Raw genomic sequence first — 24,313 nt, forward strand, 5'->3', positions numbered from 1 at the left:
ACGAGGGGGCGCGTGCGACCATGGTTGCCGCGCGATGCGCGATGGGGCGGTAGCTCAGTCGGTTAGAGCCGCGGACTCATAATCCGTTGGTCGTGGGTTCGAGCCCCACCCGCCCTACGTCAGAGGCTGTTTTTCAAGATCAGATTTTTCGAGTCATCGTTTATTCATCGTTTATAGGGGAGGGGTACCTAGGGGTGCTGGTCATCGGGGGTTCGACGACCGCGCGCCAGGCCTCCCGCACGGCGGCGAGAGCCTGGTGCGCTGAGACGGTGATGCGGGTCTGCCCGGCCAGCTGGGCCTGCCATTCGGCTTCGGTTGGCGCCTTGGTGAACAGCCACGCGGATGGTGGCCGGTTCGTTGGTCCGCGGCGCCGGTAGAGGTTCGCTGCTTGTTGGTCGATGGCGCCCAGTTCGCTCAGTGCCCACAGATCCCAGAGGTCGCGAGCGCTTTGTCGGTCAGCCCACGTCGACGTCTTCGATGCGGCGAAGGCTGGCAATGTCGGGACGAGCAACTCTGCTATTGGCGCGTCGGTGTAGCGCTGGACGAGCACGCGCCGCTCGGATGGCCAGACCACTCGGTCCCGGGAGGACAGCAGCTGAATCCTCACGGACAGCCCACTCGGCGATCGAAGAATAGCCGGCCGAGTGCTAGGCACGTCGCTCAACATTGGGTGGAGGGTGAGCCGGCCATGTGAACGAGCAAGCGCGCGGGGGAGCGCAGAGTCGAGGGCGGCGGCCACGGGTTTGCGGTCATCGATGGCGATCAGGTCGATGTCCTCGCTGAGCCGTCCGGCCGGTAGGTGAGTGCGTGCCAGTGCGGTGCCGCCGATGAACTGGACTTGATCTCCGACGCTCGTGCTGAGGACGGCGAGCACGTGTGAGATGAGGTGGTCACGCTCCACTTGCTCGGTGGAAACGCCGAATTGTTCTGCCACCGCATCGCGTTCATCGCTGATCACGATTGGGCCCACGTCTCGGCGCGTCGCAGCGACGCCATCCGATGTTGGTCGGATGCGAGCGTGGCCAATCGTTGTTGGTCGCTCCAGGCATAGAGCGTGGCAACTGCAGACCGAATGTCGACTCCAACGTCGCCCAGATCTGGGCGATGGGAAAGGTCGAGGACCGTCTGTTCCGGTGTGGTCACTAACGCTGGTCCCAGGGCTGTGTCGATGCGCTCGGCGTCCAGGCGGGTTGTGTCACGTGTGATGAACCGGACGACGGCCGGCCGATCCGACAGTTCGATCTCTCGGTGCTGGCGGGGCACGGCGATCGTCGCGGTCGCCAGGGCGCGGGGAATCGCCCCGTGCAGCCGCGCCGCGCTCGGGCCCATCACGACGACGTCGTCTTGACCGTAGATCGCTGAAGCGATGCCCGCGGCGGTGGCCTCTAAGCTCGGCGTCCAGGTGCGGCCCACCATGTCCTGGGGAACGACGACGTAGTAGCCGTCGGCGACCCGGTGAAGAAGCCCGCGCTCGGTGAGCCGGACCAATTGCGCGCGGGGATGAGCGTAGATTTCGCCGGCGTCGCGCGGACGGATCGTCTTCATCGGCGCCCGCGCGAGCGCGGGCGGCATCGGGGTGCTGCGACTCCGCACCATTCTCGCTCCTTAAGTATGTAAATCGTATCCTTGTAGAGTACGTAATGCATACTCATTACGGCAAGCGCGGTGACCGAAGCGATCGGTCGCACTGGCCATCGGGTTAGCGAATCAACCGATCGAGCAGGTCGGCGACTTGAGTGTGAACCCGGCCGCGGCTCATGTACTTGTCCTGAGTCATGGAGATGTTGGTGTGGCCCAGGTGGTCGGCCCCGATACGGGCCGACAGTCCTTCATCGTCGATCAACGTCGCTAGGGACTTACGGAAGCTGTGAGTAGTCGCAGTTGGCGCGCCAAGCCCGTCTCGCACTCGCCGCCACTGCTTGTTGAAGTTGTTCGGATCGCGCAGGGTCCCGGCCGTCGAGGCGAAGATCATCTGCTGCTCGCCGAGGAAGGGCACCTGGCGTCGCTCCGTCAGGACGTCAATGGCGAATCGGGGCAGTGGCAATGTGCGCAAGCCGGCTTCGCTCTTGGCGGTGTCATGCCGCTGAAGCCCTTGCCCGGTGGCGCGGAACACCTTCCCGGTCACCGACAGCGTTCCAGTGTCTGCGTCGAAGTCGCTCCACAAGAGGCCGAGGAGCTCGGACTCGCGCAGGCCGGTGGCGACCAGCAGAGTGATCGGGTCAACCAGGTCGAGGGTGCGGCATTCCTCTGAGGCCCGCAGTCGTTCCAGCAGCGCTCGCAGCTGGTCGGCTGTCAACGCCGTCGCCCCCTGGGGTCGATGCTTCGACTTGATCGTCTCGACATCCCGGACCGGATTGCTGCCAAGGACATTCGCCATCACGGCCAACTGCAACGCGCCGCGCAGAACGGACTTGGACTGTCGCGCCGTCGTCGCGCCGTGCGCGGTGCGCATCGATCGCAGGGCCGCGTCGATTCGGGCTGGTGTCGCCTCGCCGACCCGTACTCCGCCGATGAACTTCTGAAGCTTCTCGGTTGCGAACCGGTAGGTGTCCAGCGTCCGGGCCGCTCGGCCGTCTTCGGTAAGCCGAACCAGATGCTCGTCGACCAACACTGAAATCAAGGTGGCTAAGCCGATGGCGTCCGGGCCGGTGGGCAGTCTTCGTTCGGCGAGTGCCTCCTTTAAGGCATCGACCGCGAGCTTGCCGTATTGGTCGTAGTCGTCTGGCGGTCCGACGCGCTGGACGATACGGGTGACACCGTCGCGGTCCCGGTAGCGGCACTTTGCCAACCACGTTCCATTGCCGAGGCGTATGCGGGTGATCTTGCCGTGGTCGCCGATCCGCAGCGATGGTCTGCCAGCCACGGGCTATCCCCCTGGCCGCTCGGCAGTCTCGCTGCCCGCTTCGCGTGGCGAGTCGATCATCTGACCATGATAATCAGGCGGGGTGACGTTTTTCCTCGGCGAATTGCTTTCGTTCCCAGTCCATTACGTCGCTCAACAGGTAGCGCACGTGCCGGCCGAACTTGGCGTAACGCGGGCCCGTTCCCTTCGAGGCCCACTCAGCAGGGGTCTTCACGGGCAGCCCGTATCGGTCGGCGAGCTCCTGGCGGGTTAGCCACTTGTCATCGGTGTTCTCATGCATGGCGGTCACTTCCTTTTCGATCCCGCCCCCATTCGGGTAACACAACTGTAAGTCCGCTGGCGACACCGACCGCCGCAAATTGGCTGGCCCTTCGGCGCGGGGGATGGGCGCGCTGCGCGCACCGGGTCCACATCCAGATCGCCCTTTATGCCCAATCGTTCTCAGCCGTTCTTGCTTCATCCTCAATCCACGCGCCTCTCGTCTCATTTACTCCCACTCCACACCAAACACACTGCACCCCTTGTCCTTACGGATATCCGCACCTCATCCGCCAACCCCAAAAAGCGTTCGGCACATTTGCACAAGGGTGCGAGACTGGTTGTGGCCCAGCAGGTGCCGACGCCCCGGTTGTGGATGGATTCGCTGATGTTGACAATCTCGAAGCTCAAGCGGTGGTCGATCAACTACTACATCGACACCGCCAGCACGGCGCAGCGCGCGACCCGGGATCTGCAGCGTGCCAATGGTGGGTTGGGGGAGTACTTCTCCGAGCACGAGACGCGAACCCCGGTGTGGTTGTTGGCCGGTGACGCGCACCTCGTCGCGGCGCTGACGGGATTGAGCGACGTGCAGCGGGCCGGCGGCGAAGCCGATGCCAGTGTGGTGGCGCGGTGGCTCGACGATGGGATCGCGCCGAACGGCGCGCACGGGCGCAGCTTCGGAACGCGCGGGGTGCACGGCTTCGATCTGACGTTCGCCGCGCCCAAGAGCGTGTCGCTGATCCGCGCATTGCGCGCCGACGACGTGGTGGCCAAGGGGATCGCCGACGCGCACACCACCGCACTGAGTGAGGCGATGGAGTATCTGGCGCGGCATGCCGGCTACACCCGGATGCACAACCCGGATACTGGGGAGAAGGACCTGGTGCGGCTGCCCGGGCTGGTAGCGGTCGCGTATCAGCACGAGACGAGCCGGTGCGGGGATCCCCATCTGCATACCCATGTGGTCGTGCCGAATCGGCAGGCCCGCGTGGATGGCCGCCTGGTATCGGTGGATGGGACGTCGTTGTTTCACGAGGCGAAGGCGGCCGGGGTGATCTATCAAGCCACGCTGCGCCGAGAACTGCATCAGTCGCTGGGGATCGAGTGGGCCCCGGTCGACCCCAGCACCGGGATGGCCGAAGTCGCCGGAGTGGAGCGGGAGACCATCACCGCGTGGTCGCGGCGCTCCTCCCAGTTGCGGGACTGGGCGGCCCAGCATCTGACCGCCGATGGGCAGCCGCTGTCGGCGGCCCGGTTGGCGGCCGCGCAGAAAGCCACCCGCCCAGTCAAACCCGAAGAACTGGCGTGGAGCGCGCTGCAGGAACAGTGGCGCGGCGACGCGCGCGGACTAGTGCTGGACCGCGCGCGGTTCGACGAAGCGCGTGCGGCGCGGCGCGCAGCGGCGCGCGTCCCGTTCGACGAAGCGCGCCTCGCCGCGGCCGCAGCGCGCATCGAGAAGGCCGCGTTCACCCGCGCCGACCTCGTCGAGATCGTCGGCGTGCACCTGCCGGTGGATTCCGAGCGCGCACCGCGCGCGGTCCTCGAGGACGCGGTCGACGACCTGTCAGTGCGGCTGAGCGCGCCGCGCGCCGCGCATCAGCGCGAAGGCCACGAACGATTCACCCTCAACGTCATCCTCGCCGAGGAACAAGCCGTGCTCGACATGGTCGATGCGCGCGATGACCGCGCCGTGCTCTGGGCACTCGATGACCGCGACCCGGCCACCGCCGCACTGTCGGAAGATCAGATCGACGCGGTACGCAACATCGCCGCATCGCCGTGGCTGGTGCAGCCGCTGTCCGCGCCGGCCGGCGCGGGCAAGACCACCTCGATGCGCGCGCTGCGCGCCGCCGCGGAACGCTGCTTCACCCACGTCCTGGTGCTGGCGCCCACCGGTCAAGCCGTCGACGTGGCGCTGCGCGAAGGGGTCGCCGAGCAGGGCTACACCATCGCCAAAGCCCTGCAACTGTTGAAGGACGGTGAGCTGCGCCTGCGGTCGAACACGGTGGTGGTGGTGGACGAGGCCGCCATGGTCGGCACCGACGACTTACGCCGACTGCTCACCGCCACCACGAAGGCGCGAGTCAAGACCGTCCTGGTCGGCGACGCCCACCAGCTGGCGCCGGTCAAGGCCCGCGGCGGCATGTTCGAACAGCTCTGTGCCGATCTGCCCTGGGCCCAACACCTTTCCGAAGTCTGGCGCATGCACGACCCCGCCGAGCGCACCGCCTCACTGGCACTACGCGACGGCGACCCCCCGGCGCTGCGCCGCGCAGTCCGCTTCTATCAGCGCGAGGACCGGCTGCGCTGCGGCGACCAGATCTCCATGGCGTCTGACGCGTTGGCGGCCTACCAGGCCGACGTCGCCGCGGGAAAGGACGCGCTGCTGATGTGTGACACCAACGAGATGTCCGACGCGCTCAACCAACGCCTGCACCACGACGCCATCTCCGCCGACGCCGACACCGTGGCGGTGAGCCGCGGGCACCGCGTGGCTGTCGGTGACCTCATCCTGACCCGCCGCAACGACCCCACCATCGACCTCTACCAAACCGCCGACGCGCCCGACAAGAACCCGCCGATCGTGCGCAACGGCAACCGCTGGCACGTCATCGCCGTCGACCCCTCCCACCATCGGCTCGCCGCCCGGCGACTCGGCGACCACGTCGTCGCCGCGATCAGTGGCGACTACCTCACCGAACACGTCACCCTCGGGTATGCCACCACCGTGCACGCCGCCCAGGGCGTCACCGCCGACACCACCCACGCCGTTCTCGGCGACACGGCCAGCCGAAACCTGGTGTACGTCGCCATGAGCCGCGGCCGCATCCGTAACACCGCCTACCTCTACCAACGCCCCACCGAACAGGAATACGGACCATCCGAACCTCCGGCGGCGTGGCGCGGTGATGCCGCCGACGCCCGCCAGCAGCTGACCGAACTCATCGACCGTTCGGTCGAACGACCGCTCACCGCACACGACGTCGCCGCACGCTCCGCCACCAACGCGCTACCCACCTACGTCCAGCACGTCATGGAACAACGAAAGACAGCACTGATTCATCGACAAGGCGAACACCGGGCATGGCGCCAAACCGTCCGGATGGCTGCAGACCAGTGCGCCACAGACCGCGCACGCGGCGCCAACCGCAGTCGCAGCCTCGATGAAGGACTCGAGCTATAGACCCGCGATCGACGCCGGGGGCTCCTTGGTGGGAATCGTCTATCAGCGCGAAACCTCCAGGTGCGGCGTTATCACTCCAAAGTGGGCCGGAAACGTTCCCTTACGGGGGAAGTCAACAGCGGCACCGCGGACGACCATGGTGACATCGGCATCGCCGTGAGGTGCATGCCCCGTGCACCGGCAAGGAGGGTTTCATGGCAACGAACATCGATTCTGGCCGGACTTTGACTCCGCCAGCCCCTCGCGACTCGTCATCCTTCCCAACCGATTATCGAACGTGGAAGATTCTGGCCTGGTGCGGGCCGATCTTCCTGGTAGCGGTCTTCGGCCTCTGGGGCTTGCTCGCTCACAACATGCCGCCGTTCCCGCCGAGCGCGACGCCGGCCGAGGTCAAGGCCCACTTCCAAGAATTCAGACTGCCACTGATGATCGCTCTGAGCGTCTGCCTCACGATGACCGCGTTCTACATGGCGTGGAGTGTGGCGGTGGCCCGAGTGATGGAGAGCATCGAAGGCCCCGGTGGCTTGTTGTCGAAGCTGGAGATGTTGGGCGGCACCATCACTTGCGCACCCGTTACGGTCACCATGGCGATCTGGCTGACCGCAGCCCATGAGGTCAACAACCTCAGCGCGGAGATCGTGCACATGCTCTATTGGATGGGCTGGCTTCTGTTCGACTTGGCCTACTTCGTCACTTCACTACAGATCGCCGCAGTGTGCATCGTGTTCATGCGTGACAAGCGGGTCAAGAAGCTGGTCCCGGATGCCGTCGTCTGGTGGGGTTGGGTGACGTTTGCGTCCTTCTTCGCCGTGAGTGCGATTCCGTTCGTGACTACCGGACCGCTGGCCTTCAACGGCGTAATCAGCTTCTGGATCGCGTTCTTCACCTGGTTCTTCTGGATCCCGTCGCTGTCCTACTTCATCATCAAGGCAATTGACCGGCTCAAGGCTGAGGACGTGGCCGCGGGACGTGTCAACGCCTAATCGGGTGGAGGCAGTCTCGGTCGACCTCGCTCGGCCGAGACGCCTTCCCGGCGTGGATGGCCTGTGGGTCGCGATCGGCGCGGACGCGGTCATCTTCGCCATCCTCTTCATGAGCTTCATGCAGGCCCGCCTGCGTGAACCGGCAGTGTTCGACCACTCGCGACAGGCGCTCGACCCCACCTTCGGCGGGATCGACACTCTCATCCTGTTGACGAGTTCCTGGAGCATCGCGCTTGCCGTGCAGGCCCTCAAGCGTGATCGCGTCGACCTGACGCGGCGCTACCTGCTCGGTGGCGTGCTCACCGGCCTGATGTTCGTCGCTTCCAAGGCATTCGAGTACTTTCTGAAGTTCGCGCATGGCATCACGCCTGCCACCAACGACTTCTACATGTGGTACTTCACGCTGACTGGTATTCACCTGTTGCACGTCGTGTTTGGCACCTACCTACTGGCGTACGTGTGGACCAAGGCCCGTGCCGGCGGGTACCGCAGTGCGAATCGTGTCGTGCCGGAATGCGTTGCCTCGTACTGGCATCTGGTCGACCTGTTGTGGATAGTGCTCTTCCCGCTGCTCTATCTGCTGAAGGCACGGTGATGTTCGTGTGGCGCGAGCGAGCGACAGTGGTGTGGCTGGGTTTGATGGTGGCGACCTGCGTGACGACCTGGGGGCTGTCCAAGGACTGGTTCAGCCCTGGCGTTGCAGTTGTGGGGACCTTCCTCATCGCCGCCGTGAAGGTCAGGTACGTGGTGTTGGACTTCATGGAGCTCCGTCAGGCGCCGCTCGCGGTGCGCGTCGCCTTCGAGGCGTGGCCGGCGGTCGTGGCGATGATGATTCTCGGCTTTTGGTTCGCCACTCCAGCATTGGCGTGAGCACGTCGGATCCCGCGCTCACGCGACTTAACCGCGAAGGGCGGACGCAAAGAGCGCCGGAAGTTTGCGCCAGCTAGGAGCCGCGGTGAAGAGAGCAAGAAGTCGCCCGGTAGTCGCGGCAGTGCGATTGGTGACGAACCAGGGCGGCCTCGGGGCGATCGACATCTCGCCGTTGACCAGCGAGCGTGGGGATGGCCGAAAAGGTCCACGGACGACCATACGCTCGGTGTCGCTGATCAACAGTGCGTTGTGCACGACGCCGATTCCGCTCTGCACGTCCGCGAGTGTGTGGCCCGGGAACGCACCCCAGGTTGCCGTTGCCGTCAGGTAGGCGACGCCCGTCCACGCATTGATGGCGACGGTGCCGTAGCGCAAACTCTCGACGAACCGATCGAATGCCGTTCCCATCGACTTGATTGTCTTGGGCTGCGCGATGATGTTGACGCCGAGCGTACCGATGAACTCGTCATTGACGAGTCGTGCTGCGCGGGAAGCAAATTCAGCACCTCCGTCGGGCAGCTCGATAATACTCAGCACGGGCGCGAAGTACTCGGTCTGCAGCATCGGCTGATATTGCTCGGGAGTCAGATTGGTGACCAGCAGCCGCCCACCAGCGTCGCCAATGCGTTCGCCTTGGGGGTACGACGCGGAAGCGCCGGCAATTCGCTCTGCGCTACCCGGGTAGTACGGCGTGCGTGCTGGGGCCGATGTGAATGCCGACCGCAACGCGGCGATGAACTCTACCCGCTGCGGCCATTCGGACGACAGGACCACCACCTGAGCGGCGACGCAGTTATAGCCGCCGTTGTGGAGGCGTTGCGTAGCAATGTGTTCCGCCTGAAACTTCATGTCGGCGGTGGTCCACTCTCCGGGTAGGACGATTGTTGGCGACACGCCACCGAGCTCGCTGCTTATTTCCTTGGTGAGGATTGATTCGTCGTTCTTCTTGCGCTGAGCGCCCTCTTCGCCTCCGCCGAACACAATGGCGTCGTGGGTCGTCGAACTTCCAGTGATGTGGACGTGATCCACTGAATTGTGCTGCACCAGATAGGTTCCCTCGGCTGCTGCTCCCGTCAAGATTCGCAATACACCGGCGTCGATCAGCGGTGCCAGGACGGTCGTCATCACGTCGAGCATGGGATCCATGATCGGATTGAGTTTGAGCGCGACGACGCGGTTGTGGGCGAACAGCTCGTAGAAAGCGTCAAGCGGCGCGATGGAGGTGATGTTTCCCGCGCCGAGTACGACGCCGACACCATACGTGCGGCGTGGGTCGAGTTGCGCGAGGCCGGCGTTGCGCTTTGCGGTCGCTTCGTCGATTCCCGGCTTCAGCCACACCTGTGCGCTAAACCCGTTGAGCAGCAATTTGTCGAAGAAGTTCAGCGGTAACACTTGCACGGTCGTTCGGTTGCCGGGCGCAGTGCCGAAGTGGACGTCAGCAAGCGGGCTTTGCCCACGTGCGAGCTTGTCAAGCGTCGAAGATAGTGCGGCGCAGGCAGCCAAGATCGGGTATGGACCGGAGGTCCATTCTTCGCCCATGAGAGGCGATTTCGCATCGAGCCCCATGATTCCCGCCGCGGTCGCCACCCATTCGTCGGCATGAGCGGTCATCAGAGTCAGCACGTTCTGCAGCAGCGAAGCGCGTCCGGACAGCGTGACGTCGGCCCACCGCGCCTCGCCGTCGATCAACTCTGCAAGTGCTGCATCGATATCGGCTTCTGTTGACTTCTTACCCGTTCCGAATTCGACGATGTTGCCGGCGGTCAATTCGATCATCTCCATTTCGGTGCGCACGATGCGCGCGCGTGATTCGGCTGTGGGGATTCTTTTGTGCGTCTATTGGGCGACGAACTCTGGCTGACTGGGCGCTGGTACATCGGTATTGGCGGCGGCGCGCCACGACGGTGGCCGTGGCGCAGATCCCACACTCCACCCGTCACGCTCGGTCGCGGTGGGTTTCGTCGATCGAAACCCGTCTAGAAGGCGGTGTCGGCGGGCGGAGATTTCCATCGGGAGCTCGCCCCATACTTCGCGCAGGACTGCGCGGCGATCGATTCCCGGTGTCTTCAGTGCACGAATGAGACCGCGGGCCAAGCGCATCGGATTGATGATGCTCTCGACGGAACGTGCTCGGTTGAACGTGTCGGATAGGTTCGGCTCCTCGCTGCCCGCGAACGTCCCCAGAACTGCCCGCACCAGCGGCGACGTCGGTGCGGGACGCGACTCGCGGTTACCCCAGTGGTAGGTAGAGATGGTGTCCTTGTCGCGCGCTCGCTCCCATGCGCGAAGCGCCGCGTCAAGCGCATGGGGGTCGTCGATCGTGGCGGCGGCAGCCTCACCGAGCAACCGCCCGAATTTCAACGCGTCCCGCATGCCGTTCCCGGTGACGGGGTCCTTGAAATGCCCGGAATCGCCCGCGAGCGCCCATCCTGCTCCGCTCGACCTGCGGTAGTACGCGGAGAGGTCGTCGGTGCTACGTACCTTGCTCATGTTGGTCGCTCCGCCGATGCGGCGTCGCAGAGCGGGATCTTGGTCGAGCTTTGCCTGCCAGGCGCCCTCGGGGTCAGCTCGGTGCGCCGCAATGTCCTCGGCAGGGCACATGTGGACCACCAGTGTTCGGCCCGCTGGGCACGACGGCAGGACCAGAGCTTGATTGCCGTTGGCTCGGTATATCTGGAACTCGCTCGGTGCATCCACGCCCAGCGGATCATCGAGGTAGCGGAACGCGAAGCCACGGCCGTTCTTCGACGCGCGGTAAGGGGTCCACGCGTCCACCTCGGCCGCGATGCGCGACTTGCGCCCGTCAGCGCCGATCACGAGCTTGGCGTGGATCTCGAATTCCCCTTCGCTCGTCCGGTAGCGCACCCCTGCCGCGCGCCCATCCCGCCACACGACCTGCTCCACCGAGCATCGTTCGCGTACGTCCGCTCCGGCGTCACGCGCAGCTTCGACGAGGAGCACGTCTTGCTGGTCTCGCGGAATACACAGGCCGTAGTCGATACCTCCGAAAGGTGCGAACCGCTCGCGAATCTCAAGTTCGCCGTCGTGCAGTGTGAGGTACTTGGTCTTGGCCGGACCCAGAGCCAGAATCTTGCGGAGCGCTCCCATGTGCTGCAGTTCCTGAACGCCATTCGGGACGAGAACATGCGTCGACATCGTGTCGGCAGGGAATCGTGTCTTGTCGAGGACCACAACCGCTCGACCGGCACGGGCGAGCGGAACCGCGGCGGCGGTACCCGCGCAGCGCGCCCCGACAATGACGACGTCGACAGTCTCGACGGCCACGTCGCCAAGTGCGTCTGGCATCGCCGGAGAATTCACGTTGTTCACAGGTCATTCCGTTCGTCGGGGGAGTGGTGCGGTGAAGAGGTCAGGCGAGGCCGAGCTGGCCCAGGAGGGTCGACAGGTCGTAGTAGGCCCGCACTGATATCGCGCGGCCATCCGCGTCGACCTGCCATACATCGGTGCCTGCGACGTCGAACGGCTTGCCAGTCGCAGGAACATCGGGCGGAAATCCTTCGCCGGTGTGGGTGCCGGTCATCCGCCACTCGTGCGCCACCCGGCCGGTTTCTGCGTCCACGAGGGGTTCGCCGACTGCCGTGAAAGCGATGTCGGGGAATCCCTGCCAGGCGGCTTCGAAGAACCCTTGGGCTTCGGCTCGACTCGTCATCTCCGCGGGGAGTGCCGGGTCGATCCAGCTCAGCTGAGGTGTGAAGAGATCAAGCGCGACCCCTGTGTCACGTTGATTCCAGGCCGCGAAGTATCGCGCCGGGTACGCGGCGAGCGCGTCGGTGTGAACGGCAGTCAAGAGCGGCATGAAGAGACCTCAGATTCGAAGGTTGGCGATATCCAAATTCGTGTGATGCGGATCATTCTCCGGCCTCCTTGGGTGCACTGGCCTCCTCCCATCGAGCGATCTTTATCGCTGAAAGGACGGATTTCCCTTGGCCGACATCTCCGCGTGTGGTTCCGTCGCGGAATGTCGTCGCCCACTTCATCGCCCAGCCCACCGGACGTTGCACCCAACACTTCGACGTCTGCGGCTGGGTCGCCCGCCGTCAGGGCAGCAGTGGATTTGGCGAGCCTTCTCGCGTCGCGGGCGCGGTCGTCACCGGAGCGGCCAGCTATCACCTTCGAAGGCGAGACCAGAACCTTCGGCCAAACTCAGGACCGCGTCGAGCGTCTGGCGGCACTGCTGCACGACGGCGGCATCGCCCCCGGCGATCGGGTCGCGTATCTCGGCCTCAATCACCCCGCGATACTCGAGGCGCTCTTCGCCACGGCGAGTCTCGGCGCGATATTGGTTCCGTTGAACTTTCGCCTCACCGGTCCGGAACTCGCCTTTGCGATCAACCATTCCGCCGTCCACACCCTCATCGCCGACGCCGACCACACACGTCTCATCGACGAGCAGCGTGGCATCCTTTCGGTGGAGCGTTACCTGATGGCGGCGGGCGGCCAGCCGCCACCCGATTGGGAGGATGTCGAACGGCTCTGCGCATCATCTGTGCCGCGACCGCATCGCACCGACGTCCTTCCCGACGATCCAGCGGTGATCATGTACACCTCGGGGACGACTGGTCGGCCCAAGGGCACGACGCTCACGCACGGGAATCTGTGGTGGAACAACATTGCGGTCGTTCTCGCGCTCGACGTTGCCTACGACGACGTCTCGATCGTCTGTGCTCCGCTGTTTCACATCGGGGCACTGAACTCGACAACCATCGCCACGTGGATCAAGGGCGGCCGACTCGTCGTGCATCGCACCTTCGATCCGCAAGCAGTACTCGACAGCCTCGTCACCGAACGGGCCACCACGATGTTCGGTGTGCCTGTCATGTGTCAGGCCATCGCCTCGCTGGCGGACTTCGCCGCCGCAGACTTGTCCGCTTTACGACTCATCATCACCGGTGGTGCCCCCGTCCCGGTTGGCATCATCCGCACGTTCCAGAGCCATGGTGTCGAACTGGCACAGGGCTACGGCCTCACCGAAGCCTCGCCCATCGCTTCGTTTCTCACGGCCGAGCACGCGCTGGAGAAGATCGGATCGGCCGGTCGGCCAACGTTGTTCTGCAATGTGAGAATCGTCGACGGCGCCGGAGACGTGGTCGACGAACCGGGCGTGACGGGCGAGATCCAGGTCCGCGGTCCGAACGTGACCCCTGGCTACTGGAACAACGCCGAGGCTACCGCTGCGACCTTCGACGGCGAGTGGCTCAAAACCGGCGATGGCGGCTATCGAGACGAGGACGGATTCCTCTTCGTTGCCGACCGCATCAAGGACATGATCATTAGCGGCGGCGAAAACATCTACCCCGCCGAGGTCGAGGGCCTACTGCTCGACCACCCCTTGGTCGCCGATGTTGCCGTCATAGGCACCACTGACGAACAGTGGGGCGAGCGCGTCTGCGCCGTCATCGCGATCGCCGGCGAGGCCCCCACCCTCGACGAACTTCGTGAGTTCGTCGGAGACCGTCTGGCACGATACAAACTTCCGCGTCAGCTCGAAATCATGGATTCGCTACCTCGAAATGCCACCGGGAAGGTGCTCAAAACTGAGCTTCGCACCCGATTCAATCAGCTCCAGAACGGTTTTCAGCAGCGTAGCGAGCGATCGCCTCGGCGCGATTGACGGCGCCAACACGATGAAGGATGGCGCGCACGTGACTTTTCACCGTCGCTACGCTGATGATCAGATTCTCGGCGATCTGGGCGTTGGTGTATCCGTGGAGTAGGAGATCGAGCGTTTCGCGCTGGCGGGCCGTCAAATTCGTACGGCCTCCATCGGTGTGAGGTCCCTGGGTTTCGCCGCGCGATTCCCGCACGAGTCCAAGCGGATCGACGCTCAGTTCAACGTCAGCATCGATGCTCATCGCGCGTTGCGCCGCACGCTGGAGGTCTTCCGCCGCATTCCGTTGGCCGCCGAACTGCTCACGTGTCGTCAGCTGTTCGTGAACCCTTCCCAGCGTGTGCCCGAACGACAGCACTGAACGGCGCTCGTCTGCGCCGGGCTCGTAATTGCCGAATTCAACGTGCAGCAAGCCTATGACGTCGTTCTCAACCGTGATCGGTGCGACAACGCAGGTGCGTAAGGTCTGCTCCGCCAACGGTCCTGATCGCGCGGGCGCGACCGAGAGCGCTGTTTCTCCAGTATTCGCGACAGCCTGCTCGACCGGCAACTGCTCGAGTGCGATCGGTCCGCGTTCACCCCAGGCCGTGAGGGACCCAAGATCCGCGACACTCGCCATGCGCCAGGATGACCAAACACCGTCCCGTACGCGACTAATTGCGACTCGGCGAGCACCCAATGCATCGAGTGCAATCTCGGCAGCTTCCTGATCTAGCTCCGCTGTATCCCTACTCGCGCGCAGGCGTGTCATGCCTCTCGAGAGTGCCGCTCGTCGCTGGACCCGTTGGCGCTCAACGTAATCGAGTAGCGCTTGCTCGAATCTGCCAACGCGGACGAGGAGCTTCATCAATTCGAAACGACGCTGCGCAAAGCCGGTGTCGACCTCGTGCAGCGCAGACAATATTGACTCTTCGATCGTGTGCACCAGCGCCTGCGACGCGGCCACCTCACCGCCGACGCAGACTGCCTCCGCTTCACCGGCGCCGTCGACGATCTGCTCGACATCGCCGACGAGTGCCAACCGCATGGCAGTCAGGTCGTCAGGAAGCCGCTCATCCATCTACGTTCTCGCTTAGTCGGATGTATCGCGCCACGGCGGCACCCCGGCTCGTCACGTGGAGTTTGCGCAATATGGCGCGCAGGTGGGTCTTCACGGTGTCCTCCGATAGCTTCAGCTGCCGTGCGACCGCGGCGTTGGTCGCTCCCTGCGCGACACATTCGAGGACCTCGCGCTCGCGCAGAGTCAGGAGTGCGTCCCGTGATGGCGCGGGACGTCCGCGTGCAGACGCGCCCTCCGTTGACCCGAGGTGAGCGCCCTCCCCAAGCCCCGGCCGAGACCTCTCGAAGGCCGCTAGCGCTGCACGAGTCGACTCGATCGCATGCAGCAGCCCATCGCGCTGCGTGAGAAGTTGTTCAGCCCCGACTGCGCGGTCGAACAAACTGGCGAGTTCCGCTGCGAATTCAGCGATCCTCTCCATGTCGTCGTAGCTGACCGTCCTTCCTTGGCCGACGCGGTCGGCGTGCATGAACCCTATTGCTCGGCCCCCGATGACGATCGGCGCGGCGATGTACCCAGGACTCTTGGCAACCTCGATGATTGGCTTGAACGTTCGGGCATCAAGTGGTGCGTCTTCTACGTGAATCGCAGCCCGTCGGCGTGCCATGTCCGTTTCCGCCAACATATTCGCCAACGGGATTTCCGTATCGCCGCCCACGAACGCCTTGAACGCCTCCGCTTGCGGATCGAGTTGATCGCTAGTGAACAAGATCAGCGGTACCCACCGCGAGCCTTGAATGGCCGACACCATTGCCCGCGTAAATCCACATGCGTCGCATAGCGCACGTGGCGCAGCCTCGAGCAGCGCGCTGCTCGAGGGCGCTCGGCGGAGCTCCGACGATGCGTTCGCGAGTCCGGTTGCCGCCAACATCCGAACCTCGTCGTCATGTGCTGCGATTGCGCGACGCTCACCGAGAACGCGCTCATAACAACGGATCTCGTCCGGTCCCGCTCGACCCGTCGACAGCATCGTCGCGGCATTCTCGAATGCTTCATCGACGCTCGCACGTAGTTCTGCCGAGACGACGGCGCAGACCTCGCGAGCGTCACGCCGTTCGCGTGCCGCTGCTGCGCACAGTAGCTCGACATCCATCAAGGACATTGTGCGCCAGGGTGATCCCATATCCCGGCTACCGTCGCACCAACCCCGGGAACCGTGGCCGTCGGACGAAGTGCCCGAGGGCTCACAGGCATCATCGCGAAAACGCCCGACGCGCTGCCTGAACCATCCGTCCCGCCAGCGATATTGCTGTCAAGATGCATTCGCTCAGCCTCACACGACCTTGGCCGACACAGTCTCCGTCCCTCTCTTCAGGAGCACGAAAATCCCTCTTGCTGGAGCCGTCGTCCTGTGACGCGGCCCGTAGCGTCACCGCATGCCCCCGATCGGTCACCAGTTGAATGTCACTACGCAGGCGATACTGACCTACGGCAGCTGGACTTTGACCGCCGTCATTCTCATCGTGTCCGTTCGGATGGGACGGCGGGAGGGGACGCCGTTCTATGTGCTGATGGTGCTTGCGGCGATGGTCGGCGCGCTCGTCGAGCCGCTCTACGACGTCGCGATGATGCTGTACTTCTATTCGACTGCTGGGATGTGGACGCATTTCACTGCGTTCGACATCCCGCAGCCGGTGTGGACGCACAGCGGATATGTCGTGCTCTACGCCAGCACGGCCCCCTTCATTGCTCGAGAGATCGCGCGGGGGACGCTGACCCGGCAGAGGCTATTCGGCTGGGCAGCGGTCGAACTGGCGATGTCCGCGGCGTTCGAGATCTTCGGCATCAACGCGGGCGCCTACAGCTATTGGGGCCCCCACGTCTTTCGGATCTTCCAGTATCCGTTGGTGATTGGGGTTCTCGAGGCCGCGCAGGTGATTTGCTTCGCGGTTGCGGCGTCGCAGCTGAGGGCCCGCGTGACGCATCGATGGCAGTTACTGGGGTTGTTCGTCCTGTTTCCATGCACCTTCTTGCTGGCGAACTTCGGTGCTGGTTGGCCCGTCGTCATCGCCATGCATCTTCAACACACGACGCCGCTGCTCGTCGCGGGAGCAACGGTCATCAGCATCGGTTTCGCAGCGGTGCTAGTCTGGGCTGCCGGCGCGTTCTTGTCGCCCCCTTCACCGGCCGCCGATGCCGAGGGTGGTTCGCGCGGTGTCGCCGAGCAGTATCCGCAGCCTTCACTCGGCTAGGTCCAGTGTTGCGGACACAGGGGACGGGAACGCCCCCGATGACCGTGCCGATGACCGACCGTCGGCTGGAAAGCCTCACGCTCGACACGCGGTTTGGCTTTCCGGCGTAGCCGACGCTATCCGCTGCTTTCAGTTGCCCGATTCCGTATGTCGCCCATTCCAGAGTGCTGCGGTGGCGAAACCGAAGCAGGCCTGGACCCCGTCCCCCTCGGCAAATCACAAGTCGCTAACTCGAGTTATTAGCCGTGCCTGCGTTTCGCCAGGAAGTTCGTCCGGCGGGGTTCGCTTCGGTCCTGATCACGGAGCAGAGTCGGCAAACTGTGGAGGAACCAGCCATCCGCCGGGCCCGCGTGACGGGTTGCCCATCATGGACTTGAGCCTTCGAAGAGCGAAAGCGGTGGTATCTCTCCTTGGAGATACCCCTAAAGAGGCAAGTTTTCGGTCTGACCATAAGAACGATTGACCAAACGGTGGCGATTGGGGCAGGGTGGCGTCGTGACCCCCATCACAGCAGGAGCGTCACTGTGATCTCACTCGAATTGGCCTGGAAGGCATCGATGACTGCGACCGACTATCGCCAGCTCTACATCGGGGGCGGGTGGCACGACCCGGTGACCTCGGCCACGATCGATGTCCACTCAGCCACGACCGAAGATCTGATTGGCTCCGTCCCACGGGGCGCCGAAGGTGACGTCGATGCGGCCGTGGCCGCCGCGCGCTCGGCGTTCGACGCACCCGACGGTTGGCCGACGTGGCACCCCAAGCAGCGCGGTGACGTGCTCGAGCAGTTCGCCGCCGAACTCGAATCACGCGGCGCCGAGATGGCCGCCCGAGTATCGATGCAGAACGGCATGCCGATATGGCTGGCCCAGCAGTTCGAGGCCGGATTCCCACCGTTGCTGTTGCGCTACTACACCGATCTGATGAACAGTGCCCCCGCCGAAGAGGAACGGGCGGGCATGTTCGGCGGCACCACCTTGATTTCCAAGCACCCCGTCGGAGTCGTCGGCGCGATCGTGCCGTGGAATGTCCCGCAGGGAATCACGTTCCTCAAGATCGCGCCCGCCCTGGCCGCTGGTTGCACGGTGGTGCTCAAGCCAGCCGAGGAGACAGTGCTCGACGCCTTCCTGATGGCGGAGGCCGCAGCTGCGGCCGGCCTGCCACCAGGAGTCCTCAACGTCGTGCCAGGCGGCCGCGACATTGGCGCCTACCTGGTGTCACATCCCGGCGTGGACAAGGTGTCCTTCACCGGATCCACCTTGGCCGGCCGTGCAATTGCCGAGATCTGCGGGCGAATGCTGCGCCCGGTGACGCTGGAACTCGGCGGCAAGTCGGCGGCAATCATCCTCGACGACGCCGACATGTCCGCCGCCGTCGAGGCGTTCTTCGGCGCCACCCTGCTGAACAATGGACAGATCTGCTGGCTCAGCACCCGCGTGCTGGCGCCACGCAGCCGATATGGCGAGATCGTCGACGCTATAACCGATCTCGCGCGATCTCTGACCATTGGCGACCCGCTGGATCCCGCGACGAAGGTCGGCCCGCTGGTCTCGAGCAGGCAGCGTGACCGCGTTGAGAGCTATATCGCCCAGGGTTTGCAAGAGGGTCGGATGACCACGGGCGGGTCGCGGCCAACAGGATTCGATCGGGGCTGGTTCATCGAGCCAACGGTTTTCGCCGACGTCGACAATGACGCCGTCGTGTCCCGCGAAGAGATCTTCGGGCCCGTGCTCTCCGTTATCCCGTACGGCGACGAGGACGAGGCCGTGGCCATCGCCAACGACAGCAAGTATGGACTCGGAGGCACCGTGTGGTCGTCGGACCAGGAACGCGCGGCTGGCGTCGCACGCCGTGTCCAGTCGGGAACCATCGGCGTCAATCACTACTTGAATGATCCGGTGGCACCTTTCGGCGGGACCAAGGAGAGCGGCATGGGCCGTGAACTCGGCCCTGAAGGGCTCCACGCCTTTCAGGTGTACAAGACCATCTACATGCCGCCGGCGTGACGGGAAAGGGGACGTTGATGTCCACCACGGAACTAGATCAGATGCACGTCGAGCTGGCTCGCGAAATCCAGAGCGCTGCAACGGATGTGCTACCTGGAGTGGAACTGTGCCCACTTGCTGCGGACGCGGATCTCCGCGCCACCGACTCGGCGCTGCACGCTTCCAGGCGGGCGTTAGTCGGTAGCCTCGAGAAGCTCACGAAGAGTCCTGACGACGCGCCCTGCGATCGACTGTCCGCGCTGGTGCTCGAAACCGCTGTGGCACAGGCGAAGATCAAGGACGCGTTAGTCGAGCAACGTGGCGAGGTCGCGGTCGGTGTGCGCGAGGCGCTCTCTGCCCTGCGAAACGCAACAACCACAGCCGCCTTGGCTGAGCGCGCGCCGATCGAGGCGGCCCGGATCGGCTTTCGCCGGGCGCTGTTCTCTCGCATCGAGACTGGTATCTGGATGACGCGCACTGCTTTCGCCGTGGACGATGCGGACTTCGCGGCCGAACTCGTCGCCGTGGGCACCGCTAACCCTCGCAGGCTCAACGGGCCGCTGGTGGAAAGCGAAATGGTCCGGCGATGTTCGCCCATTTTAGTCGCCGACCCTCAGTCCAATCCGCGCGTAAACCTACAACTGGTGCGGTACACGGACTCTACGAGCTACGTCGCCGCTCCCGTGCTGTCCTGGGGAGTGCCGGTCGCGATGTTGCATGTGGACCGCGACACCGATGGAGCGGTAGACGATTTCGACCGTTTCATGCTCGGGATCTATGCCGAGGGACTGGGCCTCGCGTTCGAGCGCACCCAGTTGATGGAACGGATGCAGGCGGTGCGCAGGGCGACTGCTGAGTATCACGCTGGTGTGAGTGCCATTGCCGATGACTTCACCGCCGATGTCTTGGACAGCACCGGGGTGGACTCGTCCGGGGAGCATCGAAATTACCCGCCTGGGCTGCTAGCCGAGGAGCACGGAGAGCGATTGACGCCGCGCGAGTGGGACGTGTTGCGAAATCTGGCGTCTGGCAAGACGAACGCGCAGATCGCCACGGGCCTGTTCGTCACCGAGGGGACCGTCAAGTCGCACGTCAAGCACATCCTGCGCAAGCTCGGCGCCACGAACCGGACTGAAGCGGTCGCTCGGTTTCACCGTCTTGCCATGGCCTCCGCGGGAGCGAAGGCCGGATGAGCGGCCCTGCCTGGGCTCCAGCCTCTTCGTCACCCGTCTAGTTGGGCGAAAGTCTCTGACAACAGGTGCATTTCGCGGACATGCTCGCGTGCTGACGTGTTCACCGCGCGTAGCCGTTCAGCCAAATCGTTGCGTTCGAAGATTGCGCCCACGGCCTCGGCGAGTAGTCGCAGCAGCATCGGATTGCATTCAGTCGCTGCGGGATCCGCGGCAGCATGCAACTGACCCACTGGCCTGCGCCACGCGAACACCGTCACCGTCAGGATGGCCGCCGCTGTTGGGGTGGATGGTAATGGGACGGGGTGATCGCGGTCAGTCTCTTCCCGTGTGGTGTGGGAGAAGAACACCCGCGTGAAACCGGCCTGATGCAGCTCGGTGGGGATCCGCTCGGTCAGCCCGTCGTTGTCGAAGACGCTGCGGAGCCGCGCGAGTGCATCGACCGCGCCAAAGGGCAAGAGACCAAGGCCGTGCTCAACCTGGACCGAATCGGAACTCTCCTGCGGCGCCGCCACATTGAGGAGCCTAATCGGGCGATCCCCCAGATACCTCTCTCAACAGGAGGACGTAGGGAGCAATTAACACTGACGATAGTTAGGTGTCGAGACGTGGTTTCCTCAACCGAGTGCCGAGTACGGCGGCGCGGCACTCTGTGCGCGGTGATACATGGCCACCGCTTCCGTCCGGTTGCTTGCGCCGAGCTTTCGCAGGATGTGCTTGACGTGCGACTTCACCGTGCCCTCCGTCACGAAGAGAGCGCTGGCAATCTGCGCGTTGGTCTTGCCGGCGGCGATTGCCCGCAGCACCTCCGCCTCTCGGGTGGTTAGTTCCCTGAGCAGTCGGCCGCCACGATCGATCGGTGTCCGCTCGTGCCCGGGGTACCGATCGAGGAGTTCCTCGGCGGCAGCGGGTGCCGGGCCCGCGAGATCCATGACGTCCAGGGTGAAGTCGTCAGCGAGGGCACCTGCCATCCGGGAGTGCTCATCGGCCGCGCGCCGCATGGCATGTATCCGTTCAATCATCGAATTGCGCTCGAAAGCGAGACCGAGCGCCTCTGCGAAGACGCCAAGTGCATCGCGGTCGAACTCTCCGACGTGCTCGCCGTCATGGCGATCTGCGTGTACGAGTCCGATTGGGCGTCCCCAGCTGAACACAGGCGCAGCCACGTAGACCGCGGCTTTGGTGATCGCAGCGAGCTCGTTGTGTACCCGCGAGTCGGTTTGCGCGTCACGCACCAGGATTGGGTGGCGTCGGCGCACCATCTCACCCTCGAGCAAGGGCCCTGCGAGTCTGCGCGGATTGACTGTGCCCGCTTCAACCATCGCGAGCGCCATTTCTTTGTCGTCCCCGGCAAATGCCGAGCAGGCAATCCAAGTGCCGTGCTTGACGTACGAGAACAAGACGCGAGTGAAGCCCATCAAACACGACTCGACCGGAATACGTTCGGCCAGCGCCGACGTCGACACCGAACCCCGGAGCCGGTTCATGGCTAGTTGTACGCTCTCGACTCCGTGCTGCTGCCTCGCCAGGAGCGCGTCCCTCAAGGACAGCTGAATCTGCTCTGTGCGCATGACGAGTGCTGCGAGGGAAACGGCTGACGAAGATTCTCCCGACTCCTGAGCCAGTTCTAGCCGATCGCGCAGCGCGCGGCGAGCCACCGTCAGTGCGGCATCTGCGGGATGTTGTCCACCGACGTCGGGCCCCGTCGGCCAAATGCCGTCGATGCCCAGCATCTCCTCTGTGTGAGCGACGATCTCACGACTCTGTACGACAAGGTCGGGAACCGGCGCCACGTGCTCGTCCAACCCGTCTCCTCACGCCAATGTGTCGCTGGACTGGTCATGGTCGAAACCACGGGCCAGCGGAGTCCAGTATGTGACGCAGGACACCATCGGCGCAACATCTGAGACCGAACCATTGTAATGGTCAGGCCGTAGATGCAGGGCCGCCGCGGCTGGAGCGTCGAGGAACGTGCTGGCGGATCGGAGGATCAGGCGTCGACGACGCTGAGCGACTGGGTGGGGCAACCCATGGCTACCGCCTCCATCTCCGCCCGTCGCGAGACGTCCACCAACTCGCTCTGCACCGTCATGACGCCATCGTCGTCGAGCTGAAACACGTCTGGCGCGACCATTTCGCAGAGGCCCATCGAAGCGCACCTCGAGCGGTCGAAGACAATGCGGCACGCGGCTACCACCGCTTACCGACCAAACCAGTAGTGGCCCGACTGGGGTGAATGGAGTCCGTCATGGTCCACCTCCTTTCGCGGTGACTGCACTCAATGACATCACTAGCGCGGAACCGGGGTAACGCCCAAAAGTGGGATCTTTCGACCCACCTGGGAGATTCTGCGATGGTCAGGACTACGGAGCGGCCGAGAGCCTTCCGCTAGATCTCGCTGCAATTCGGGGCGGTGGGCAGGCCGTTGAACCTATCGGCGATCCACTGCATCCCACGTTCGCCGTCCACGAGTTCCGCGAGTCCGTGGTTGACGGCGAGCTTGTTGAGGAACGGTGGCTGCTCATTGGTGAAGAACTCCACGTCTGCGCCCTGGGCACACCAATCCAGTGCCAGCTGATGTGCGGGCACCCATGGAACGACCCCGTCGAACCGATTCTGGTCGATGAATACCGGCGCCGTAGGCCGGTACCGTCCGATCCGTTGGTCGGCGAAGATCGTTTTCAGTGGTTCTTGTTGCCCCAATTCGTCGAGCGGCACGTTGAAGTACGGCTGGAGGTGGCGAAAGCCGAAGTCTGCCAAGGTCTGTACGGTGCATTGGTCCTTCGTCTTGTCCAGTAGCTCCTCACCGCGGGGAGTGAGGGTGTCGTGGATGGGAGCGTCCGCCTCCGGGTAGGCGGCGATGATGCCGTTGAGGACGTAGCCGATCGCACCGGCCAGAATGCTGCCGTCGGCAAAGGGTAGAACATCTGACGAGTCGGCAGGAGGCGCTCCGGCCCATGCCCCGACGAGGTCGAGTTCCGGGGCGTAGGTAGGCGCCAGCTCGACCGCCGCCGCCGACGCGCCACCGCCTTGCGAATATCCCCAGAAGGCCACCGGCCCGCGGGGGTCCAGTGACGTCCCGGGCAGTCGATGGGCAGCGCGGGCCGCATCGATCACCGCGTGTCCTCCGGAGGCGCGATTGAGGTACGTGTGAACACCGGGAGTGCCTAGACCCTCGTAGTCGGTGACGACGACGGCGAACCCGCGCGCCACCATGGTCGCCACGAACCCCTGCTCGTATCCGTAGGTGATGTCGAAACCGGTCGAATAGTGGATGCCCTGGTTGAACAGGCGTGACGGCGCGCACTGATCGCCCTGTCCATAGGTCCCCACCGCCAACGAGATCAGGGGGCGTGGGCCTCGCCCGGGCCACGGGTTGTCCGGTTCGAAGTAGGTACCGGTAACGGCGTCTGGCCTGCCGTGAGTGTCAGTGCTTCGATACATGATCCGAGTGCCGGTAGCCATATAGGCACCTAGTTGACCGGACGGTTCCAAGACCAGCCGTGAGGGCTCGGAGCGGATCAGATCGCCCGGCTGTCCCGCGGGCAGCGGATCGGGCGGAGTGTAGAACTCCAGATACTGACTTTCGTCGGCGCGCGCCTCGCAGCAATTAGGAAGAACGGGGAGGGTCAGCAACAGCGTGCCCAGGACAAGGATCAGACGGCGCATGGTCTGACGTTACATATTGGTCAGACCAAAAGGGTGCAATTGGCAGAATCGCCGAAGGTACGCACCCACGCCTGCGTCAAAACCGATTGGTGCGCCTAACCATTGCCCTCGGGAACGCTTATCCGTAACCCCTCGCATGCGCCCGTGATGACGAGTTGGCACGACAGGCGTGAACGCTCGCAATAGTTGTCGGCGTATTCGAGCAGTTCGAATTCCTCGTCGGAGGCCTCTCCGAAGATCTCCTGGCCGGCTTCATCGAGGTGGACGTGGCAGGTGGCACAGGAGCAACTGCCACCGCACTCCGCCACGATCCCTGGCAAATTGTTGCGGACCGAAGCGTCCATGACGCTGAGGCCGACGGCTGCGTCCACGACGGACTCCGTGCCGTCGGGAAGGACGTACGTGATGGTAGGCAACGGTCAAGTCTCCG

22 protein-coding genes and 1 tRNA gene are annotated in these 24,313 nt (G+C 64.2%); 9 read left to right on the top strand and 14 right to left on the bottom strand.

The window, feature by feature from the left end; translation table 11 throughout:
• The first annotated feature begins 43 nt into the window (after positions 1–43).
• A tRNA-Ile gene (locus QOI01_RS21780) sits at positions 44–117 on the top strand.
• A 43-nt stretch (positions 118–160) separates the two neighbouring features.
• On the opposite strand, the gene QOI01_RS21785 is transcribed toward QOI01_RS21780, so the two are convergent.
• From QOI01_RS21785 to QOI01_RS21800, 4 genes are all read right to left on the bottom strand, one after another.
• Positions 161–934, bottom strand: a complete 774-nt coding sequence (locus tag QOI01_RS21785) for a nucleotidyl transferase AbiEii/AbiGii toxin family protein (RefSeq protein ID WP_526384609.1) — start codon at positions 932–934, stop codon at positions 161–163.
• A 20-nt stretch (positions 935–954) separates the two neighbouring features.
• Positions 955–1,596, bottom strand: a complete 642-nt coding sequence (locus tag QOI01_RS21790; RefSeq protein WP_526384611.1) for a type IV toxin-antitoxin system AbiEi family antitoxin domain-containing protein — start codon at positions 1,594–1,596, stop codon at positions 955–957.
• A 103-nt stretch (positions 1,597–1,699) separates the two neighbouring features.
• Positions 1,700–2,863 carry a site-specific integrase gene (locus tag QOI01_RS21795; RefSeq protein WP_526384613.1) on the bottom strand — a complete coding sequence of 388 codons (1,164 nt, stop codon included), beginning with the start codon at positions 2,861–2,863 and terminating at the stop codon, positions 1,700–1,702.
• A gap of 73 nt (positions 2,864–2,936) precedes the next feature.
• Entirely contained in the window at positions 2,937–3,143 is a 207-nt protein-coding gene (locus QOI01_RS21800; RefSeq protein ID WP_526384615.1) for a helix-turn-helix transcriptional regulator, read from the bottom strand.
• A 366-nt stretch (positions 3,144–3,509) separates the two neighbouring features.
• Between QOI01_RS21800 and mobF the strand changes: the two genes are divergently transcribed.
• The 4 genes from mobF to QOI01_RS21820 all read left to right on the top strand — a co-directional run bounded on the left by mobF (position 3,510) and on the right by QOI01_RS21820 (position 8,161).
• Positions 3,510–6,308 (top strand): MobF family relaxase, encoded by a 2,799-nt coding sequence (gene mobF, locus QOI01_RS21805; protein WP_526384617.1) that lies wholly within the window; start codon positions 3,510–3,512, stop codon positions 6,306–6,308.
• Between the two features lie 194 nt (positions 6,309–6,502).
• On the top strand, positions 6,503–7,291 hold the full coding sequence (locus QOI01_RS21810; protein ID WP_526384619.1) for a hypothetical protein: 789 nt from the start codon (positions 6,503–6,505) through the stop codon (positions 7,289–7,291).
• Positions 7,292–7,295: 4 nt separating this feature from the next.
• Positions 7,296–7,886: a cytochrome c oxidase subunit 3 family protein gene (locus tag QOI01_RS21815; RefSeq protein ID WP_526384621.1), complete on the top strand. Its 591-nt coding sequence runs from the start codon at positions 7,296–7,298 to the stop codon at positions 7,884–7,886.
• Positions 7,886–8,161: a cytochrome C oxidase subunit IV family protein gene (locus tag QOI01_RS21820; RefSeq protein ID WP_526384623.1), complete on the top strand. Its 276-nt coding sequence runs from the start codon at positions 7,886–7,888 to the stop codon at positions 8,159–8,161. The genes QOI01_RS21815 and QOI01_RS21820 overlap by 1 nt, the downstream gene beginning before the upstream one ends.
• Before the next feature lie 27 nt (positions 8,162–8,188).
• Here QOI01_RS21820 and QOI01_RS21825 read toward each other — a convergent pair whose 3' ends face one another.
• From QOI01_RS21825 to QOI01_RS21835, 3 genes are all read right to left on the bottom strand, one after another.
• Positions 8,189–9,937, bottom strand: a complete 1,749-nt coding sequence (locus QOI01_RS21825) for an aldehyde dehydrogenase family protein (protein ID WP_526384696.1) — start codon at positions 9,935–9,937, stop codon at positions 8,189–8,191.
• A gap of 60 nt (positions 9,938–9,997) precedes the next feature.
• Positions 9,998–11,467, bottom strand: coding sequence for an NAD(P)/FAD-dependent oxidoreductase (locus QOI01_RS21830; protein ID WP_526384625.1), 1,470 nt, complete (start codon positions 11,465–11,467; stop codon positions 9,998–10,000).
• A gap of 64 nt (positions 11,468–11,531) precedes the next feature.
• Positions 11,532–11,978, bottom strand: a complete 447-nt coding sequence (locus tag QOI01_RS21835) for an ester cyclase (RefSeq protein WP_526384627.1) — start codon at positions 11,976–11,978, stop codon at positions 11,532–11,534.
• Between the two features lie 252 nt (positions 11,979–12,230).
• On the opposite strand from QOI01_RS21835, the gene QOI01_RS21840 reads away from it, so the two are divergent.
• Entirely contained in the window at positions 12,231–13,793 is a 1,563-nt protein-coding gene (locus QOI01_RS21840) for an acyl-CoA synthetase (RefSeq protein WP_526384629.1), read from the top strand.
• Here QOI01_RS21840 and QOI01_RS21845 read toward each other — a convergent pair.
• Together QOI01_RS21845 and QOI01_RS21850 are read right to left on the bottom strand one after the other, a co-directional pair.
• A complete protein-coding gene (locus QOI01_RS21845) occupies positions 13,735–14,850 on the bottom strand; it encodes a LuxR C-terminal-related transcriptional regulator (RefSeq protein WP_526384631.1) in 1,116 nt (371 codons plus the stop codon). The genes QOI01_RS21840 and QOI01_RS21845 overlap by 59 nt on opposite strands.
• Positions 14,843–15,940, bottom strand: coding sequence for a LuxR C-terminal-related transcriptional regulator (locus QOI01_RS21850; RefSeq protein ID WP_526384633.1), 1,098 nt, complete (start codon positions 15,938–15,940; stop codon positions 14,843–14,845). Before QOI01_RS21850 ends, QOI01_RS21845 begins: the two co-directional genes overlap by 8 nt.
• Positions 15,941–16,223: 283 nt before the next feature.
• Between QOI01_RS21850 and QOI01_RS21855 the strand changes: the two genes are divergently transcribed.
• The 3 genes from QOI01_RS21855 to QOI01_RS21865 all read left to right on the top strand — a co-directional run bounded on the left by QOI01_RS21855 (position 16,224) and on the right by QOI01_RS21865 (position 20,217).
• Positions 16,224–17,039: a hypothetical protein gene (locus QOI01_RS21855; RefSeq protein WP_526384635.1), complete on the top strand. Its 816-nt coding sequence runs from the start codon at positions 16,224–16,226 to the stop codon at positions 17,037–17,039.
• Positions 17,040–17,596: 557 nt separating this feature from the next.
• Positions 17,597–19,045 (top strand): aldehyde dehydrogenase, encoded by a 1,449-nt coding sequence (locus QOI01_RS21860; protein WP_526384698.1) that lies wholly within the window; start codon positions 17,597–17,599, stop codon positions 19,043–19,045.
• Between the two features lie 41 nt (positions 19,046–19,086).
• Positions 19,087–20,217, top strand: a complete 1,131-nt coding sequence (locus QOI01_RS21865; RefSeq protein WP_526384637.1) for a helix-turn-helix transcriptional regulator — start codon at positions 19,087–19,089, stop codon at positions 20,215–20,217.
• Between the two features lie 29 nt (positions 20,218–20,246).
• Here the strand turns inward: QOI01_RS21865 and QOI01_RS21870 are convergent, their stop codons facing one another.
• From QOI01_RS21870 to QOI01_RS21890, 5 genes are all read right to left on the bottom strand, one after another.
• The gene (locus QOI01_RS21870; RefSeq protein WP_526384639.1) at positions 20,247–20,729 is read right to left on the bottom strand and encodes a hypothetical protein; all 483 of its coding nucleotides are present in this window, start codon (positions 20,727–20,729) and stop codon (positions 20,247–20,249) included.
• 102 nt (positions 20,730–20,831) lie between these two features.
• Positions 20,832–22,019, bottom strand: coding sequence for a helix-turn-helix transcriptional regulator (locus tag QOI01_RS21875; protein ID WP_526384641.1), 1,188 nt, complete (start codon positions 22,017–22,019; stop codon positions 20,832–20,834).
• Positions 22,020–22,204: 185 nt separating this feature from the next.
• Positions 22,205–22,411: a ferredoxin gene (locus tag QOI01_RS21880; RefSeq protein ID WP_526384643.1), complete on the bottom strand. Its 207-nt coding sequence runs from the start codon at positions 22,409–22,411 to the stop codon at positions 22,205–22,207.
• 191 nt (positions 22,412–22,602) lie between these two features.
• Positions 22,603–23,883, bottom strand: coding sequence for a lipase family protein (locus QOI01_RS21885; protein WP_526384645.1), 1,281 nt, complete (start codon positions 23,881–23,883; stop codon positions 22,603–22,605).
• Between the two features lie 95 nt (positions 23,884–23,978).
• Positions 23,979–24,299: a 2Fe-2S iron-sulfur cluster-binding protein gene (locus QOI01_RS21890; protein WP_526384647.1), complete on the bottom strand. Its 321-nt coding sequence runs from the start codon at positions 24,297–24,299 to the stop codon at positions 23,979–23,981.
• Between the last annotated feature and the right edge of the window lie 14 nt (positions 24,300–24,313).

The sequence above is a fragment of the Mycobacterium sp. genome, assembly GCF_032162605.1.
Classification (GTDB): domain Bacteria; phylum Actinomycetota; class Actinomycetes; order Mycobacteriales; family Mycobacteriaceae; genus Mycobacterium.